Raw genomic sequence first — 16,828 nt, 5'->3', positions numbered from 1 at the left:
AGAAGCCGGAGTAACGAGAGCCGTGAGGCGCAGCCGTGGCATGCACGGGCATGGCGTGGAACACCAGTGGTCCGAACACAGCCTGGCCACCACCAAGCCAACGGCACCACATTCAGATGTGGCAATCATCGGCTCAGCGGTGGCCAGCAGAACAACAGGCGCTGCCGAGAAAGCAGCTCCTTACAGCTTCATATCCTCGAAGAACTTCTTCACACCGTCGAAGAAGCTCGACTTCTTCGGTGAGTGCTGGCTATTGCTGCCGCCCAGGCTATCCTGGAACTGGCGCAACAGACCTTTCTGTTCTTCATCAAGCTTGACCGGAGTCTCGACCACCACACGGCACAACAGATCACCGGGAGGGCCGCCACGCACCGGTTTTACGCCCTTGCCACGCAAACGGAACAGCTTGCCAGTCTGGGTTTCAGGCGGAATCTTGAGCTTGACGCGACCATCCAGGGTCGGCACTTCCAGCTCACCGCCAAGCGCCGCATCCACGAAGTTGATTGGCACTTCGCATTGCAGGTGACGACCATCACGCTCGAAGATATGGTGCGGCTTGATCGCTACCTGTACGTACAGATCGCCCTGGGGTCCGCCGTTGATACCCGCTTCGCCCTCACCATTGAGGCGAATGCGATCACCGCTATCGACACCCGCCGGAATCTTCACTGACAGGGTCCGCGTCTCGCGCACTCGGCCTTCGCCGTTGCACTTGTGACAAGGCACCTTGATGTGCTGGCCGCTGCCGTGACAGGTCGGACAAGTCTGCTGCACGGCGAAGAAGCCCTGCTGCATACGCACCTGACCATGCCCATGACAGGTCGGGCAGGTTTCCTTGCTCGATCCCGGCTCGGCACCATCGCCATCGCAGCGCTCACACTCTATATGGCGTGGCACACGAATATCGACGCTGGTTCCGGCTACAGCACTCTCGAGATCCAACTCGAGGTTGTAGCGCAGGTCACTACCACGCTGCGGAGCATTGGGGTTGCGTCGACCACCGCCACCGCCAAAAATATCGCCGAACACATCACCGAAGATATCGCTGAAGCCACCAGCACCGGCACCACCGAAGCCACCACCTGCCTGGCCATCAACACCGGCATGCCCGAACTGGTCATAGGCTGCGCGCTTCTCACCATCGGCAAGAACTTCGTATGCCTCGGAAACCTCGCGGAACTTCTCGGCGGAGGTATCATCTCCGGGATTGCGGTCTGGATGATACTTCTGGGCCAGGCGGCGATAGGCCTTCTTGATGTCTTTCTGGTCAGCGCCGCGCTCTACGCCCAGCACCTCATAGTAGTCTCTTTTGGACATGTGTCCGTCCGCCTCCGTCGCCCCTCGGCCAGACCCGTCCCAGTGGGGATCGAGCCTTGTCATGAACACCAACGCGGGAGTCCAGCTCCCGCGTTGGCGTCAACCGAGGTTCAGATATCGTGATGTATTACTTCTTCTGGTCGTCGTTGACTTCTTCGTACTCGGCGTCGACCACATCATCTTCCGGACGGCCACCAGCGTTGGCGTTGGCATCGTCACCACCCGCCTGCTGTGCAGCGTCAGCCTGCTCGGCGTACATCTTCTGCGCCAGTGCGCCAGAGGCTTCGGTCAGCGCATCCAGCTTCGCCTGGATGGCATCCTTGTCATCACCCTTGACGGCTTCTTCCAGCTCGCTGGCAGCGGTCTCGATGGCCTGCTTCTCTTCATCGGTCGCCTTGTCGCCAGCTTCCTCGACGGTCTTGCGCGAGGCGTGAATCATGCCATCGGCCTGGTTGCGCAGCTGGACCAGTTCCTCGAACTTCTTGTCTTCGTCGGCATGCGCCTCGGCGTCACGCACCATCTGGTCGATCTCATCATCCGACAGACCGCTGGAGGCCTTGATCACGATCGACTGTTCCTTGCCGGTAGCCTTGTCCTTGGCCGAGACATTCAGGATGCCGTTGGCGTCGAGATCGAAGGCAACCTCGATCTGCGGCACACCACGCGGTGCCGGCGGAATGTCGGACAGGTCGAAGCGACCGAGCGACTTGTTGCCGCTGGACTGCTTACGCTCACCCTGCAGCACGTGAATGGTCACGGCCGTCTGGTTGTCGTCAGCGGTCGAGAACACCTGAGTCTTCTTGGTCGGAATCGTGGTGTTCTTCTCGATCAGCGCGGTCATCACGCCACCCATGGTCTCGATACCCAGGGTCAGCGGAGTTACGTCGAGCAGCAGCACGTCCTTGACGTCGCCGCCCAGTACGCCACCCTGGATCGCAGCACCGACGGCCACGGCTTCATCCGGGTTGACGTCCTTGCGCGCTTCCTTGCCAAAGAACTCGGCAGCCTTGGCCTGAACCATCGGCATACGCGTCTGACCACCGACCAGGATCACATCGTCGATCTCGGAAGCAGACAGGCCGGCATCAGCCAGTGCGGTCTTGCACGGGTTCAGCGAGCGTGCAACCAGATCTTCAACCAGCGACTCCAGCTTGGCACGGGTCACCTTGACGTTAAGGTGCTTGGGACCAGTGTTATCAGCAGTGATGTACGGCAGGTTGACGTCAGTCTGCTGAGCGCTGGACAGTTCGATCTTGGCCTTCTCGGCAGCTTCCTTGAGACGCTGCATGGCCAGGTTGTCACCGGACAGATCAATACCGCTATCGGCCTTGAACTGGTCAACGAGATAGTTGATCAGCTTGAGGTCGAAGTCCTCACCACCGAGGAAAGTATCACCATTGGTCGCCAGTACTTCGAACTGAGTCTCGCCATCGACGTCGGCCACTTCGATGATCGAGATGTCGAAGGTACCGCCACCCAGGTCATACACAGCGATGGTCTTGTCGCCACGCGACTTGTCCATGCCATAGGCCAGCGCTGCAGCAGTCGGCTCGTTGATGATGCGCTTGACCTCGAGGCCGGCAATACGACCTGCGTCCTTGGTCGCCTGGCGCTGACTGTCGTTGAAGTAGGCCGGCACGGTGATGACCGCTTCGGTGACCGTCTCGCCGAGATAATCTTCGGCAGTCTTCTTCATCTTCTTCAGCACTTCCGCGCTGACCTGGGGCGGAGCCAGCTTCTTGCCCTTGACCTCAACCCAGGCATCACCGTTATCGGCCTCAGTGATGGTGTAAGGCACCATCTTGATGTCCTTCTGGACAACATCGTCCTTGAAGCGACGACCGATCAGACGCTTGATGGCGTACAGGGTGTTTTCCGGATTGGTCACTGCCTGGCGCTTGGCCGACTGTCCCACCAGCGTTTCACCATCGTCGGTATAGGCGATGATGGAAGGAGTCGTACGACCGCCTTCAGCGTTCTCGATGACTTTGGCGCTGTCGCCGTCCAGTACCGCCACACAGGAGTTGGTAGTACCAAGGTCAATACCAATGATGCGTCCCATAGGAAATCCTCGAATTCAGTATCTTGCCAAAACTTTGCTGTTAAAAGCCTGATGTCACTCTGGCGGCCTTCACCGCGGGGTTGCCAACTATGTGGGGGGCCTGTCGAGCATTTTCAAGTCCCGATCTGCACGCCCCGAGCAACCAGATCTGCCCAGATGCCGTTGGTGGCGCAGGCGTGTCAGCCTGCTGCCTGGCTCACCACCACCATCGCCGGACGCACCAGGCGTCCATTCAGCAGGTACCCCTTCTGCATAACGTCAATCACCGTGCTGGGATCGACCTCAGGGTTGGGCACCATGGCCATGGCTTCGTGGTGTTGGGGGTCGAAGGGCTCGCCGTGGGGCTCCACGGTTTCCACCCCAAACTTGCCAAGCACATCCATCTGCATCTTGAGTGTCATCGCCACACCTTCACGATGTACTTCAGAGGCTTCGTCACCCATAGCCTCGAGCGCCTTTTCCAGGCTATCGACTACCGGCAACAGCTCCCTAACAAACTTCTCAAGAGCGAACTTGCGTGCCTTCTCCGCTTCGGCCTCAGCCCGACGACGTACGTTCTGCGCCTCAGCAGCAGCACGCAGGGCCTGGTCTTTCGCCTCGGCAACACTCTGTTCCAGCTCAGCAACGCGCTCGGCGAGAACTTCCGCCTCCGGGTTATCTGCTGTTTCGAGCGTTACCGCATCGTCATCAGTCTGCTCCACCACCCCTTCGAGCTCAGTCTCGACAGACTCGGCGTTTTCCGCCGTCTGCTGAGCTGCCTGTTCATCGTCGAGCGGGGTCTGTGAATCTTTGGCCATATCAGCCTCCTGAGTGCTGGAACCGGGGTTGTCTGGAAAAATCCAAGCGCCCGTCGCGGCGCGATTGGAGGCTATATGGGGATGTCCGTCACAATCTCAAGGCCCGAAGCAGGTAAGCCGGGTAGATTGGTGTACAAAAGTCGTAGAGCGAGGCAGCTCAAAAAGCTCAGCATGAGATGATCAGGCCTGGCGAAATTCACGGAAAAATCGTGGCTTACAAGGCAGGCATGAGCGTTTTCAGGAGGGGTGATTCGCTGCGCTCGCCACTCGGTTGTTTTCTCCGCTGTAATTCGACTCAACGCCACACAGTCGAACGTAGTAGTTTTTCAGCATTCTCGAACGTGCATTGAGCAGGACCTCCGACTACTGTATAAACACACATACCCACTGTATAAACACACAGACCGGGAATGAACTATCCGGTGTTTTCTGTCATCGCGCGCCAGGTTCCAGAAGCAGGGCGCAAGGAGGCTTGAATGCTGACCGAGCTCGCCATTTCTGATTTCGCCATTGTCGACCAGCTGGAGCTGGAGCTGGATACCGGCATGACCGCCATCACCGGAGAAACCGGGGCCGGCAAGTCAATTCTGCTCGGCGCACTGGGGCTTTGCCTCGGAGAGCGTGCGGATGCCGGCAGCGTCCGCCACGGACAGGCTCGTGCCGACCTTTCAGCACGTTTCGATATCAGCGCCCTACCGGCAGCTCGCGACTGGTTGGCCTGCCGGGAATTACCCAGCGACGATTGCCTGCTGCGTCGAGTAGTGACCAAAAGCGGTCGTTCAAAGGCCTGGATCAACGGGCAACCTGTGACCATTGGCGACCTCAAGTCTCTCGGCGAGACACTGATCGAAATCCATGGCCAACATGCCCACCAGGCCTTGCTCCGCGAAGAAACCCATCTACGACTACTCGATGACCTGGCCGGGCATCGTGAAAGCGTCAGCCAGCTCGGCGAACTGTATCGCCAATGGCAGACCACAAGGCGCAAACTCAAGCGAATCGCGGATGACGGAGATGAGCAGCGAGCCCGACGGCAACTCCTGCGCTATCAAGTCGAAGAGCTTGATCAGTTGGGGCTGGTTGAGGATGAATTGCTCAGTCTCGAGGAAGAACAGGGAAGCCTCGCTCATGCCGAAACTCGCCTGGCAGAGACCCAGTTCGCCATCGACTGCTGCGATGGAGAAGACGGCGGCGCCCTCCCCTTGCTGCACCAGGCAGTACAGCGCCTTGGCGAACTGCATGGCAGCGAACAAGGAAGCCTGGCCAATGCCATCAGTCTGCTTGGCGATGCCTGTATCCAGCTTGAGGAAGCGTCACGCGAACTCGGCCAGGTGATGGGCGATGTCGAGCTCGACCCCGAACGCCTGGCCTGGGTCGAGCAGCGCCTCGCGGAAGTTCACCGCATCGCACGCAAGCATCATGTCATGCCGGAAGAAGTCCCAGCCCTGCATCAGCGACTCACTACAGAACTGGCCAGCCTGGAAGATGACGAAGACGACCTCGAGACACTTGCCGAAGAGGCAGAGTCACTCAAGGCACAGTGGCGCGAGCTCGCCGAGACAGTCAGCCAGGCTCGGCAGGCTGCGGCCACCCGCTTTGCCGAAGAAGTACAGCAACAGCTGGCCTTTCTCGCCATGGGCAAGGCCACCTTCGAGGTCGAAGTCAGCCGTCGTGACAGTGCTGCACCGGAAGGCATGGATTACGTACGCTTCCTGATCGCCGCCAACGCAGGACAGCCTCCAAGACCGCTGGCCAAGGTCGCTTCAGGCGGTGAACTGTCGCGGATCAGCCTTGCGATTCAGGTAATTGCCACACAGCACTCGACCATCCCCAGCCTCGTATTCGATGAAGTCGATGTCGGCGTGTCAGGAGCCACAGCAGAGATAGTCGGCCAGTTGTTGCGCCGACTCGGCAAGAAAGGACAGGTATTGACCGTTACCCACCTGCCACAGGTTGCTGCTCAGGCCCATCATCACCTGCATATCCACAAACAGGACGAGAACGACACCACTCTGACACGCATGACTCTGCTGGATGAAGCCGGCCGCGTTGGCGAGCTTGCGCGTCTGCTTGGCGGTGTGAAGCTGTCTGACCAGACATTGGCCCATGCCCGGGAGATGCTCAACGCAAGCCAGTCACCTCACCACTGACTTGCTTCGTCATCGATCAGCGCCACCCAGGATCAACTTCATCACTTCGGTTTGAAACTTCCATGCCGAAAGACCGAGCTGAAAACCAGAAAGGCCCCGAATCTTGAGATTCGGGGCCTTTCTCGACATCGCACCTGCATCAACTATCAGGAGCAATATAAACTTCAGCACCAGTAGCAATGCCAGAACCACCGCCATCACCAGGCAAACCGTACCCACCCAGCAGCAATGGCGCTGGTCCAGAAGCCTGGCTGGGCACTATTTCCTGGCGATGCCTTCCTGGCGAGTCGCTTTGGAGCCCTTGGGGCGGACATACAGCACCAATGCATGGTCAACAAGTTCAAAGCCGTGTTCATTGGCTATCTCTTGCTGACGCCGCTCGATGGTGTCGTCAAAGAATTCGATGATCTCACCGCTTTCCAGACACACCATGTGATCGTGGTGCTCTTCCTGGGACAGTTCGAAGACTGCGTGCCCGCCATCAAAATTATGTCGGATCACCAAGCCTGCTGACTCAAACTGAGTCAACACTCGATAGACTGTCGCCAGCCCCACATCTTCACCAGCTTCGAGCAATGTCTTGTAGACATCCTCGGCGCTGAGATGGTGCTGATCGGTGGCAGATTCCAGGATCTGCAGGATCTTTACGCGCGGCAGCGTGACCTTCAGGCCGGCTTTGCGCAATTCATGGTTCTTGTCGGCCATGGTTGCTCTTCGCAGTATCAGGTAGGGTCGGGTATGATCGACCGACCCCACGATAGTGAAGAACAGGCGCAAATGCAAAAGTTGACTGGAATTGTCACCCTTTCACTGGCCCTGGCCCTGACCAGCGGCTGTACTTATTTCAGCGTTTACAAGCGCGACCTTACCCAGGGCAACCTGGTGACGGCAGCCATGGCGGATCAGTTGCATCCGGGCATGTCTCGCCAGCAAGTCATTGATGTGATGGGCGCTCCACTGCTGGAAGCACCGTTTAATGCTTCTCAGTGGGACTACATCTATCGCGTTGATGAGGCTTATGGCGACATCAAGCAGCGCCGTATGACGCTGACCTTCGCCGGTGACCAACTGACCAATATTCAGCGTGAAGGCAGCTTCTCGACGACCCCGGTTGCCGATCGCCATGAAGAAGGCGTTGGCCCGAGCAGCGGCGGCGCCCCGGATCTCGAAAGCGGTGAGATCGAACCGATCTACAACCGCACCATCGATGACCCCAGACTGAACCGGTAACTACAACGCTCCAGGCGAGGCGCTATCTGGTAGAGCCAGATGGTAGACAGATCGCGCCTCTACTTGTGCCACCGGCTGACAGGCGGTGGCGGAAGTGCTGTGGATGGCTTTCAGCCGAACGTGCGCGGTCGTGCCCGATGACGAGAGTCGGGGCAACAATCACGTCTGGCCTTTACGTGCTCTTGCAATGCGAGCGACTTTGGGATCAATCTTCAGTGGCCTATAGACCTCGACGCGATCCCCGTCGTGCAGTACATGCTGTTGCGGGTTGCGCAACGTCTTGCCGAAGACACCGATAGCCGCCTCGCTGAACGTCGCCGCCGGTATCTCGGGAAACAACAGGTCAAGACGTGACATAGCGACAGCTTGAGTCGCAGTGGTACCTGGCGACACAGTGAGGCTGACGATGTGCTGCCTGTCCGGCAGCGCATACGCCACTTCAATGTGGAGAGAACCAGATGGCTGATCAACGACCATAGAGCTGATCCGCCCGGCGGGTGAAAGCATCAACCTGCTGACCGGCAATCTGCTGAAACACCTTGCCGAAAGCCATACCCAGCAGACGGCTGGAGAACTCGAAGTCCATTTCCAGACTGACCTTGCACACATTCTCGCCCATTGGCGTAAACTTCCAACGCCCAGTCATACGCTTGAATGGTCCTCGGACCAGGGACATCTCAATCAGCTCAGGCTCATGAAGGTCGTTGCGCGTGGCAATGGTCTGTTCGACTCCGGCTCGCCCGAGGGTCATTTCACCGACAAGGTGAGACGAGTCCTCCTCCAACAACCGTGCCCGCACGCAACCTGGCAGGAATTCCGGGTAACGTTCGAAATCGTTGACCAGATCGAACATCTGTTTCGGGGTGTGCCGCACCATGGCGGAACGATTGACCGTTGGCATTGACCTCTCCGCTGACTTCACGTGGCCCAGGGCGTATCATGAGCGGTTATTTCAGCCTTGAATGGTACCATGCTTCGCCCCATATCGAAGTGGACGCCAGCACAGCACTGATCCCGCGCACGCAATAGTCGACTGACTGCAGACGGGGGAAAGTCAACGGAATGCCACTCCCTCAGCCGCGGGTCATTGCGTCAACGCCAAGCCGAGTTTCCGATGGCATTACGGACAGCGCTGATCAAGGCCTAAAACAGGGTTTGTACACCAAGAGGTTCCATGGCCAATAAAAAGGGAAAAGGTCCCAGCAGTAACGTTATTGCCCAGAACAAGAAGGCACGTTTCGAGTACCACATCGATGAGGTATTCGAGGCGGGCGTTGCCTTGTCCGGGTGGGAGGTCAAGAGTCTACGCGCCGGCAAGGCGCAGTTGACCGATACCTACATTCTGATCAAGAACAGCGAAGCCTGGCTGCTGGGTAGCCACATTACGCCACTCAACACCGCCAGCACGCATGAGTTGGCTGATCCAACACGCACGCGCAAGCTGCTGTTGCACCGCAAGGAAATCGCCAGGATCTTCTCGCGTACCCAGGATAAGGGCCACACTTGTGTGCCGCTCAAGCTGTACTGGAAAGGTCCGTTGGTGAAATGCGAACTGGCTCTGGTAACGGGCAAGAAGCAGCATGACAAACGTGCTACCGAGAAGGATCGTGACTGGCAACGCCAGAAGGGCCGTATCATGCGCGACCAGAACCGCTCCTGACATTTCATCAACCCCAGGCTCTAGCGCTTGTCGCGACACGTCTGGTACACTGGAAAAGCGTTATTGGGGGCGACATGGCTTCGACGCTGATGACAACCCCTTAGGTGCATGCCGAGAGCGTGATGTATCTCGTAAATACCACATCACAATTGAATAGTCGCAAACGACGAAAACTACGCTCAGGGCGCTCTGGCAGCTTAAACACTGTCTGTGCCCTACCCGGAAGCAACGCGCCTGGTCGTTGCCGATGGGACATGAGCTCGTATAGCCAGGATCGCGTTTAGTTCTGTTCTCGCGCTAGACGTTAAACTTTAGAGAAATCGCACTTTGGAATCCTGCCCGTTGGAGTCCCGAGTGTTAAATCAAACAACGGAACTAAGCATGTAGAGCCGATGGGCGAGTGTCGGCGGACGCGGGTTCGATCCCCGCCGCCTCCACCAATTCGCTATACAAATCAAGCACCTAAGGGTGCTTTTTTTGTGTCTCGAAGTTAGGCCAAGAAGAGGGCTTTTCTTGTGCCGCGAAGTCGGGGCAAGAGCAGGCAAGTGTCGGCGCTCTCTACAAAACCAGGGTTCGATCCCCGCCGCCTCCACCAATTCGCTATACAAATCAATCACCTAAGGGTGCTTTTTTTGTGTCTCGAAGTTAGGCCAAGAAGAGGGCTTTTCTTGTGCCGCGAAGTCGGGGCAAGAGCAGGCGAGTGTCGGCGCTCTCTGCAAAACCAGGGTTCAATCCCCGCCGCCTCCACCAATATCTACGAAGAAGGCATCCGCAAGGGTGCTTTTCTTGTGCCGCGAAGTCGAGGCAAGAGCAGGCGAGTGTCGGCGCTCTCTGCAAAACCAGGGATCGATCCCCGCCGACTTCACCAATATCCATGAAGAAGGCATCCGCAAGGGTGCCTTTTTTGTGCCTGAGGATTGCGAGTGTCGGCGCTCTCTGCAAAACCAGGGTTCGATCCCCGCCGCCTACACCAATATCTACGAAGAAGGCATCCGCAAGGGTGCCTTTCTTGTGCCGCGAAGTCGGGGCAAGAGCAGGCGAGTGTCGGCGCTCTCTGCAAAACCAGGGTTCGATCCCCGCCGACTTCACCAATATCCATGAAGAAAGCACCCAAGAGGGTGCTTTCTGGTACCTGAGGATCCGGCGAGTGTCTGGGCACTCGACAAATGCAATGCTGCGCTCGTAGCTCGATCAGAGTATTCGCTACACCCCGATATCCTCGTCGTACTCTTTATCTTCATAGCTGTGTCGCGGTGAGTCATCGTTACAGTCGGCATCGTGAGTGAAGGTCCTGGTGACGTCGACAGCCCCCAGTTCCTGGATGGCCCTTCTGCCCAACAGCACCGGATAGATAAGGTCGTCCCTGTCACGGAGGCTGAACTGTTCTTCATATAGCTCATTACCCATACAGAGCGTCATAAGCACTGCCGGCCGACGATCTTCCCCTCCGGCGCCGCTGAGGACCAGGTTGCGCACGACTTCGCGCTCGAAGGTCTTCGACACCACATCGCCGCTGGCCTCATCTTCCACTTCGACCTCGAAACGCACCCAGTCTTCATCGCCGCGTTCGAATTCCTCGATATTCTCCGCCTGCATGGAAGATGTCAGTGCGCCGGTATCGAGCTTGGCCTTGACTTCAGGCCCCCAGGACGGCTCGATCGTCGCTTTCTCAACCCAGCCCCAGGTGTCACTGTCTTCCTCGGCTACGGCCACACCCCCCAACATACAAAGGGTCAGTCCGGTCATTACCGCGTGTTGCATTGGCTTCAGCATATGTCGTCCTGTTGCTTGAATGAACGCCACTGGGCGGTAGAGCCCACCAACTCGGCATGCCTCCAGGACACCTTCAGTGGCCGAGGGGCGCCTGCAGCGAGCTCTTCTGACGCCTTCCGTAGGTCCTGATGCTGACAGCATGCACTGTCATTGCAATGAATCCCCTGTTCATGTGCCGTTCATCTGGCCTGCATATCATCGGTCTATTGCTGATGTTGATTGACGTGGCGATATCCCTTACTCCGAGACCTGTCGCTGGCCCGCCTCTGCCTCTCAGGCAGGGGCCAGGAGGCCGACGATCCCATGCGGCAAGCAGGTAGACGCGTAACCGATCAGCGGTGACGGAAAAAACTTCATGAAAAACGCACTCCGAATTACCTCAGGCAGAATCCTTAGATTCATTGGCACGCTCTGCAAGGCATTCTCCTACGCCTTCCACTTCGCCTTGCCACACATGAGATTCCACCTCCCTGGTCATGCTGATGCCATATTGAAGACACCGCCAGGAGCAACCTCCCATGGGATTCCTCGGGTACTTTGGCAAACCAACTACACCGACAAGGTGACTCTACCGGTCTATCTCAACTACCTGGTCAACAGGCTGATGAGCCGAGACTTTACCTACCGCTTCATGACGACCGAAGCCAGAGCACGCTACATCAAGCAGCATTTCCCGAATGAAATATTTGACTGCTATTGCCAGCTACAGATTGGTGCCGCTCAGGCAGATCTATGGCGGCTTCTGGTGCTATATCGAGAAGGCGGGGTCTATATGGACATCGATGCCCATGCGGTATGGCCGCTGAGTGCAATCACCGGTCACCACGAGAAACTGTTCATACTCGCCAGAAACGGCAAGTTGACCAATTACTTCCTGGCCGCCCAGCCAAATGACTCGGATATCGGAAAGGCGATTGACGAGGTTGTGAAAAATATTCGCGAAAACAGGATTAATGGCGTTTTCGACATGACCGGTCCTGGCGCAATAAACCAGGCTATTTCACCGCAAGAGGTACCCGCGATCCCCAACAAGGCAGCCTGTATACAGGGGACATTTACCAACGAATACTTTCAATACATCGACAAGGCGGAAGGGAAGTGGACCAGGCAGCAGAAGACGACCAGGGTGGTCAACCGCTAGCTGTCGTGCCCGGAGGGCGCGACAGCATGACGGAAGGGGGCGCGGGTCACTGCTGAGTTTCGCCCATATCATCACGATACAGCTGCCAGGCATCGACAGAGGTGCCGTCGGGTAGGTGGCAGATACCAATGTCACCTTCATTGGTTTTCTGGATCTCGTGGGTGCCGCCCTTACTTTCGCAGTGCACTGCGGCAGGGTTCGGCATACCAACACTCTCATCGCTGCTGGCCTGCAGCTCGTCACTGGAAGAACAACCGGCCAGCACCGCGGCACTCAGTACAGTTCCCATCAAAATCGTCTTTTTCATTGCATCTCTCTCGATCAATAAACTGCCACTGAAGCCATCTTCAGCAGCGGGTAAAAACACCGCGAAAGCCGATTTTATCCTGCCAAATCAATGATATAAAAAACACATCAGCAATTGGTAATGATCAGCATCGTCGCCGACCTCTCGATACGGCACAAAAGTGGCAACTGAGTCTACACTGGAGGGGGTAGTGATCACCCGCTGCGCGCTTGACCGTGAGCCAACAAGCGAACATCGCCGCAATGTCACACGCAAGAGAGTCCGTGCAACGCTCGGAGTATTGCCAGTTTCCATGACATTGCGTGAAGGATCGTGGCCGCCCACCCACAAGATACGGCTATACGCACAGTTCAGGGCTTATGGAGACTCAGCCATTTCTCTACCCCGCAGGAGCTATAGCTCCACATTGGTCACCGCTACGGATCGGGCAAACCATGTATATATCCAGCGTACTGAATCAGTACAGTCTGCCGCCGCTCCCGTTTCTCTGGAGCGCATGGCCACAACAGATAGCTGGCTATCTGAGTTCGTCGCTGGTTGAGACACCTGAATTCTCGCCTGAGTTCCCGATATTCCCGCGCAGAACGGGAAATGCTGTCTTGCAGTAGTGGTCACTCTTGCATAGCCAACCATGTCATTCCGACATCTGCAGACAAGGACTTGACCCCATGAAAACCCGAGATCGTGCGGTGCCTATCAACTCCCGTATTGTCCTGTATCTGACACTGCTCAGTGGAGCGATGCTGGCTACCAATTCAGCTTCTGCACAGCAACCGGAAACCACGGCGTCCATCTATCTATGGGTCACCAACGTCAATGAAAAACTGACCAACGGTGCCGAGGTCGATATCGACAACAGCACGATGCTCGATAATCTCGACTTCGCCTTCGAGGGCAACCTCGAGCATCGTCGTGGTAATTGGCTGTATGGCTTCGATGTTGTCTACGCCGATGTCGGCAAGTCCGAGAATCTCGATGTTCCCATCGACGGCGGTTCGGTAACCGCTGACACCGATGTCAATTCAAGCACCACCGTGCTCTCAGGCTACGCCGGCTATCGCCTGGTGAAGAATCGTAACTGGGAGCTGTATGGTACCGGTGGCCTGCGCTATGCCAATTTCGATACCACCTTGAAGACCGATGCGGATGACGCGGGGGTCTCCTACCGTCTGGATATCGAAGAGGACCCGACGGATGTGATAGTGGGGTTGCGTGGAGCCTACACGATTGACCAGAACTGGGCCTTCCCCTTCCTGGTCGACGTCGGCGGCGGTGGCTCCGACCTCACCTGGCAAGCCTACGGTGCAGTCAGCTACAGCTGGGGACCCAACACAGTTTCTGGAGGCTATCGCTACATGAACTGGCAGCTCGATAGCGACAGCAAGTACCTGGATGAGGTGACCTACGAAGGTCCGTTGTTAGCTTACTCGTTCCACTTCTGATCAAGGGCCATGCCCGGATTATCGCTCACTGGCGTATCCATCAGGCAAGGGGCAGGGATTGGCTCTACCTACAGTGCAAAGGAGATATGACAATGCAACACATGACCCGATTTATCGCCACCTCGATGCTGATTGGCGGCACCATCGCCAGCCACACAGTACTGGCCCAGGAAGGCGGCGGCGGTTCGGCGGCTCAGGCCAACAATCCACTGGCCAGCATGACGGCATTCAATCTGCAGAATTATTACATCCCGGACCTGACCGAGAGCGATGAAGACGCCAATCAGTTCTGGCTACGCTATGCCACGCCCTTCTCACTCGGCGAATCGGACTGGCTGTTGCGTGCATCACTACCCATAAACACTTTCCCCACAGCACCTTCCGGGCACAGCGAAACCGGTCTTGGCGATATGAATCTCTTCGCTTCCTACCTGTTCGATACCGGCAATCCAGCTGTCAGCTTCGGTATTGGCCCCCAACTGACGGCCCCCACTGCGTCCGAGGACGCTTTAGGGACTGAGAAGTGGTCAGCGGGTCTGGTCAATGTGTTGTTCAATGCCGAGTCACCGAAATTCCAGTACGGATATCTGGCATCGTGGCAGAAGAGTTTCGACGGCGAGGAAGATCGTGAGGATGTTGAGCTCGCCACATTCCAGCCCTTTACCTTCTATCAACTGGGTGGCGGCACATATCTGCGCAGCGCGCCCATCTGGGCCTATAACCTCGAGAACGACAGCTACAGTGTGCCGCTGGGGGCGGGGGTCGGTCAGGTCATACACTCTGGCAAGACCGTCTACAACATATTTGTCGAGCCCCAGTTCTCGGTAGCCGATGAGGGCCCCGGGCAACCGGATTGGCAGATATTCTTCGGCCTCAATATGCAGTTCATGTAGCGGCTTTCACCAAGAGGGTGTTTACACACCACTGCGCCAGGCCGTGCAGCGTTGAGCCGAAACGCAGTGGTGGCTACAGCCGACGGCTGGCCCAAAGGACAAGCGAAGCGAGTCAATCAATCTCAAACTGGATGTCATCGCGGAAGAAGTCGAAACACATCCTCAGCAACATTGCCTGGTGGAGCTGGGCTGCCACCAGTTTCAGGGTTTTCTTTATGCGTCGGCCCTTCCACTGAAACAGCTGCTTGTCCTTGCCGAATCCACCACCGAAAAAATGCCGAAAAATTGTCTCCCATGCCCTTTACCGCCAAGCTGAGCTTGCATTGGGCGCTGCAGTTGGCAAGATGGACGTTCTGTTATGAGGTAACATCAAGCCCATGTCCGAACCTGCCAACCCAGATGAACTACATCGTGCCTCTCTGATTTCTCCGGAAAGTCATGTCGAAGGCTTCCGCAAGGCACGCGATGCTCGCCGCACCGAGCTGATTGAAGATTATGTGGAGCTGATATCCGACCTCATTGCAGATGCTGGGGAGGCTCGTCAGACCGATATTGCCCGTCGACTGGGTGTTGCTCAACCCACCGTTGCCAAGATGCTCAAGCGTCTCGATGAAGAAGGCTTGATCATCAAGCGCCCTTACCGCGGCGTCTTTCTGACCAAGCAGGGAGAAGCCCTCGCTGCCGCCAGTCGCCAACGTCATCGCATTGTCGAAGCCTTCCTGATCAAGTTGGGGATCGATGCCGAGACCGCCCGCGTTGATGCCGAAGGCATTGAGCATCACGTCAGTGCTGAAACACTGGCCGCTTTCGAACGCTTTCTTGGCAACTGACGCACCACTCTGCGGAAATAGCTCAATTCAATTACCTCTATAGCTCTGTGCTTCTTGACCCAGGGAGCATTGTGGCGCAAGACTTAGCAAAGTCTATAAATGATAGCAAGACGCTAGAATTTCTCATCGTCACTCACTCCGCTCAGGGCTGATGCCCATTGCTCATGGAGACCGGTATGCGCTTTCGCCTACGCCTGATTACAACCCTGATGGCTCTCGCCTTCAGTCATTCGGGCTGGGCGGATGATAGCGCTCCGCTCAAGACCATGGTCACGGTAGGTATGCTCAGCGATGTGGTCAGCCAGGTCGGCGGAGACTGTGTTGCCACAACTACCATGATGGGACCAGGCGTAGACCCCCACCTGTATCAAGCCAGTGCACGCGATGTGCATGAGCTCAATGAGGCTGAATTGATCCTGTTCAGCGGCTATTCACTGGAAGGACAGCTGGGCGAGGTACTGGATCGCTTCTCGCGGATCAAACCTGCCGTTGCGGTATCCGAGCAAGCCATCGACGAGACGCAACTTATCCACAGTGAGGACGCTTATGGCGTTGATCCCCACCTGTGGATGGATGTGGGGCTCTGGGCACAGCTCGTGCCAACCGTGGCCGAGACGCTCGCCGAGGAACGTCCGCAGTGTGGTGATGGTATTCAGACGCGAGCCACAGCATACGAGGCCCAGCTCAAGGCGCTGGATGAGTGGATTCGGGCCAGCATCGTGACCATTCCCGAGCGCCAGCGGATCCTGGTCACCGCCCACGATGCCTTCAACTACTTCGGCCAGGCCTACGGCATCGAAGTCGCCGGTATACAGGGCATGTCCACGGCCACCGAGACCGGCGTTGGCGACATCCGTCGTACCGTTGATCTGGTGGTGGAACGAGGGGTTCCGGCACTGTTTGTCGAAAGCACCATCAATCCGCGTACGGTACAGGCAGTGATTGATGCAGCCTCCAGTCGTGGCCAGCGGGTGAACATTGGCGGCGAACTGTACTCCGATGCCATGGGGGCTGCCGACACTGCCGATGGTACCTATATCGGCATGCTGGTCGCCAATACCCAGCATATTGTCACCGCACTGGGGGGTGACGTCGTGCCATTGCCCGATGCCCTGCAGAGCTGGGCAGCCAATTGGCAGGTGAATCTCGATACCGCAGTTTCTTCCGCGGCCACCAACTGATCGCCTCCGAAGATCAATGTGATAAGCACAAGCTTGTTGAACACT

Annotated in this window: 16 protein-coding genes and 1 other RNA gene; 9 read left to right on the top strand and 8 right to left on the bottom strand. The window is 57.1% G+C overall.

Going from position 1 to position 16,828, the window contains the following annotated elements; translation table 11 throughout:
- Positions 1 to 180: 180 nt before the first annotated feature.
- The 3 genes from dnaJ to grpE form a co-directional block, all read right to left on the bottom strand.
- Positions 181 to 1,317 (bottom strand): molecular chaperone DnaJ, encoded by a 1,137-nt coding sequence (gene dnaJ, locus AR456_RS01155; protein WP_021819109.1) that lies wholly within the window; start codon positions 1,315 to 1,317, stop codon positions 181 to 183.
- Positions 1,318 to 1,444: 127 nt separating this feature from the next.
- Positions 1,445 to 3,379: a molecular chaperone DnaK gene (gene dnaK / locus AR456_RS01150; RefSeq protein WP_021819110.1), complete on the bottom strand. Its 1,935-nt coding sequence runs from the start codon at positions 3,377 to 3,379 to the stop codon at positions 1,445 to 1,447.
- Positions 3,380 to 3,558: 179 nt separating this feature from the next.
- Positions 3,559 to 4,176: a nucleotide exchange factor GrpE gene (gene grpE / locus AR456_RS01145; RefSeq protein WP_021819111.1), complete on the bottom strand. Its 618-nt coding sequence runs from the start codon at positions 4,174 to 4,176 to the stop codon at positions 3,559 to 3,561.
- 476 nt (positions 4,177 to 4,652) lie between these two features.
- Here grpE and recN point away from each other — a divergent pair, with 476 nt between their 5' ends.
- On the top strand, positions 4,653 to 6,326 hold the full coding sequence (gene recN / locus AR456_RS01140) for a DNA repair protein RecN (protein WP_021819112.1): 1,674 nt from the start codon (positions 4,653 to 4,655) through the stop codon (positions 6,324 to 6,326).
- 258 nt (positions 6,327 to 6,584) lie between these two features.
- Here the strand turns inward: recN and fur are convergent, their stop codons facing one another.
- The gene (fur, locus tag AR456_RS01130; protein WP_021819114.1) at positions 6,585 to 7,031 is read right to left on the bottom strand and encodes a ferric iron uptake transcriptional regulator; all 447 of its coding nucleotides are present in this window, start codon (positions 7,029 to 7,031) and stop codon (positions 6,585 to 6,587) included.
- Between the two features lie 72 nt (positions 7,032 to 7,103).
- Between fur and AR456_RS01125 the strand changes: the two genes are divergently transcribed.
- The gene (locus AR456_RS01125) at positions 7,104 to 7,556 is read left to right on the top strand and encodes an outer membrane protein assembly factor BamE (RefSeq protein ID WP_202903948.1); all 453 of its coding nucleotides are present in this window, start codon (positions 7,104 to 7,106) and stop codon (positions 7,554 to 7,556) included.
- A gap of 159 nt (positions 7,557 to 7,715) precedes the next feature.
- Here AR456_RS01125 and AR456_RS01120 read toward each other — a convergent pair whose 3' ends face one another.
- Together AR456_RS01120 and AR456_RS01115 are read right to left on the bottom strand one after the other, a co-directional pair.
- Positions 7,716 to 8,033 (bottom strand): RnfH family protein, encoded by a 318-nt coding sequence (locus AR456_RS01120; RefSeq protein WP_021819116.1) that lies wholly within the window; start codon positions 8,031 to 8,033, stop codon positions 7,716 to 7,718.
- Positions 8,023 to 8,457: a type II toxin-antitoxin system RatA family toxin gene (locus AR456_RS01115; RefSeq protein WP_021819117.1), complete on the bottom strand. Its 435-nt coding sequence runs from the start codon at positions 8,455 to 8,457 to the stop codon at positions 8,023 to 8,025. Before AR456_RS01115 ends, AR456_RS01120 begins: the two co-directional genes overlap by 11 nt.
- A gap of 273 nt (positions 8,458 to 8,730) precedes the next feature.
- Between AR456_RS01115 and smpB the strand changes: the two genes are divergently transcribed.
- Together smpB and ssrA are read left to right on the top strand one after the other, a co-directional pair.
- Positions 8,731 to 9,216 carry an SsrA-binding protein SmpB gene (gene smpB / locus AR456_RS01110; protein ID WP_021819118.1) on the top strand — a complete coding sequence of 162 codons (486 nt, stop codon included), beginning with the start codon at positions 8,731 to 8,733 and terminating at the stop codon, positions 9,214 to 9,216.
- A 65-nt stretch (positions 9,217 to 9,281) separates the two neighbouring features.
- Positions 9,282 to 9,656: a transfer-messenger RNA gene (gene ssrA, locus AR456_RS20770) on the top strand.
- A 763-nt stretch (positions 9,657 to 10,419) separates the two neighbouring features.
- On the opposite strand, the gene rloA3 is transcribed toward ssrA, so the two are convergent.
- Entirely contained in the window at positions 10,420 to 10,989 is a 570-nt protein-coding gene (rloA3, locus tag AR456_RS01105; RefSeq protein ID WP_021819119.1) for a retropepsin-like aspartic peptidase RloA3, read from the bottom strand.
- Positions 10,990 to 11,344: 355 nt separating this feature from the next.
- On the opposite strand from rloA3, the gene AR456_RS01100 reads away from it, so the two are divergent.
- A complete protein-coding gene (locus AR456_RS01100) occupies positions 11,345 to 12,130 on the top strand; it encodes a glycosyltransferase family 32 protein (protein WP_021819120.1) in 786 nt (261 codons plus the stop codon).
- 46 nt (positions 12,131 to 12,176) lie between these two features.
- On the opposite strand, the gene AR456_RS01095 is transcribed toward AR456_RS01100, so the two are convergent.
- The gene (locus AR456_RS01095; protein WP_035588515.1) at positions 12,177 to 12,437 is read right to left on the bottom strand and encodes a putative hemolysin; all 261 of its coding nucleotides are present in this window, start codon (positions 12,435 to 12,437) and stop codon (positions 12,177 to 12,179) included.
- A gap of 668 nt (positions 12,438 to 13,105) precedes the next feature.
- On the opposite strand from AR456_RS01095, the gene AR456_RS01090 reads away from it, so the two are divergent.
- The 4 genes from AR456_RS01090 (at position 13,106) to AR456_RS01075 (ending at position 16,783) form a co-directional block, all read left to right on the top strand.
- Positions 13,106 to 13,879: a hypothetical protein gene (locus tag AR456_RS01090; protein ID WP_021819122.1), complete on the top strand. Its 774-nt coding sequence runs from the start codon at positions 13,106 to 13,108 to the stop codon at positions 13,877 to 13,879.
- Positions 13,880 to 13,971: 92 nt separating this feature from the next.
- Positions 13,972 to 14,772 (top strand): hypothetical protein, encoded by an 801-nt coding sequence (locus AR456_RS01085; RefSeq protein WP_021819123.1) that lies wholly within the window; start codon positions 13,972 to 13,974, stop codon positions 14,770 to 14,772.
- A gap of 377 nt (positions 14,773 to 15,149) precedes the next feature.
- Positions 15,150 to 15,602: a manganese-binding transcriptional regulator MntR gene (mntR, locus tag AR456_RS01080; protein WP_021819124.1), complete on the top strand. Its 453-nt coding sequence runs from the start codon at positions 15,150 to 15,152 to the stop codon at positions 15,600 to 15,602.
- Between the two features lie 176 nt (positions 15,603 to 15,778).
- Entirely contained in the window at positions 15,779 to 16,783 is a 1,005-nt protein-coding gene (locus AR456_RS01075) for a metal ABC transporter solute-binding protein, Zn/Mn family (protein WP_021819125.1), read from the top strand.
- The last annotated feature ends 45 nt before the right edge of the window (positions 16,784 to 16,828 follow it).

This window comes from Halomonas huangheensis (assembly GCF_001431725.1).
In the GTDB taxonomy this organism is placed as follows: domain Bacteria; phylum Pseudomonadota; class Gammaproteobacteria; order Pseudomonadales; family Halomonadaceae; genus Halomonas; species Halomonas huangheensis.
Note: the sequence above shows the minus strand (reverse complement) of the source record. Positions and strands in the feature narration are given on the sequence as shown.

Bases quoted from the DNA above. Each gene is read 5' to 3' on its own strand.
- dnaJ (WP_021819109.1), bottom strand. From the start codon at position 1,317: ATGTCCAAAAGAGACTACTATGAGGTGCTGGGCGTAGAGCGCGGCGCT.
- dnaK (WP_021819110.1), bottom strand. From the start codon at position 3,379: ATGGGACGCATCATTGGTATTGACCTTGGTACTACCAACTCCTGTGTG.
- grpE (WP_021819111.1), bottom strand. From the start codon at position 4,176: ATGGCCAAAGATTCACAGACCCCGCTCGACGATGAACAGGCAGCTCAG.
- recN (WP_021819112.1), top strand. From the start codon at position 4,653: ATGCTGACCGAGCTCGCCATTTCTGATTTCGCCATTGTCGACCAGCTG.
- fur (WP_021819114.1), bottom strand. From the start codon at position 7,031: ATGGCCGACAAGAACCATGAATTGCGCAAAGCCGGCCTGAAGGTCACG.
- AR456_RS01125 (WP_202903948.1), top strand. From the start codon at position 7,104: ATGCAAAAGTTGACTGGAATTGTCACCCTTTCACTGGCCCTGGCCCTG.
- AR456_RS01120 (WP_021819116.1), bottom strand. From the start codon at position 8,033: ATGGTCGTTGATCAGCCATCTGGTTCTCTCCACATTGAAGTGGCGTAT.
- AR456_RS01115 (WP_021819117.1), bottom strand. From the start codon at position 8,457: ATGCCAACGGTCAATCGTTCCGCCATGGTGCGGCACACCCCGAAACAG.
- smpB (WP_021819118.1), top strand. From the start codon at position 8,731: ATGGCCAATAAAAAGGGAAAAGGTCCCAGCAGTAACGTTATTGCCCAG.
- rloA3 (WP_021819119.1), bottom strand. From the start codon at position 10,989: ATGCTGAAGCCAATGCAACACGCGGTAATGACCGGACTGACCCTTTGT.
- AR456_RS01100 (WP_021819120.1), top strand. From the start codon at position 11,345: ATGAAAAACGCACTCCGAATTACCTCAGGCAGAATCCTTAGATTCATT.
- AR456_RS01095 (WP_035588515.1), bottom strand. From the start codon at position 12,437: ATGAAAAAGACGATTTTGATGGGAACTGTACTGAGTGCCGCGGTGCTG.
- AR456_RS01090 (WP_021819122.1), top strand. From the start codon at position 13,106: ATGAAAACCCGAGATCGTGCGGTGCCTATCAACTCCCGTATTGTCCTG.
- AR456_RS01085 (WP_021819123.1), top strand. From the start codon at position 13,972: ATGCAACACATGACCCGATTTATCGCCACCTCGATGCTGATTGGCGGC.
- mntR (WP_021819124.1), top strand. From the start codon at position 15,150: ATGTCCGAACCTGCCAACCCAGATGAACTACATCGTGCCTCTCTGATT.
- AR456_RS01075 (WP_021819125.1), top strand. From the start codon at position 15,779: ATGCGCTTTCGCCTACGCCTGATTACAACCCTGATGGCTCTCGCCTTC.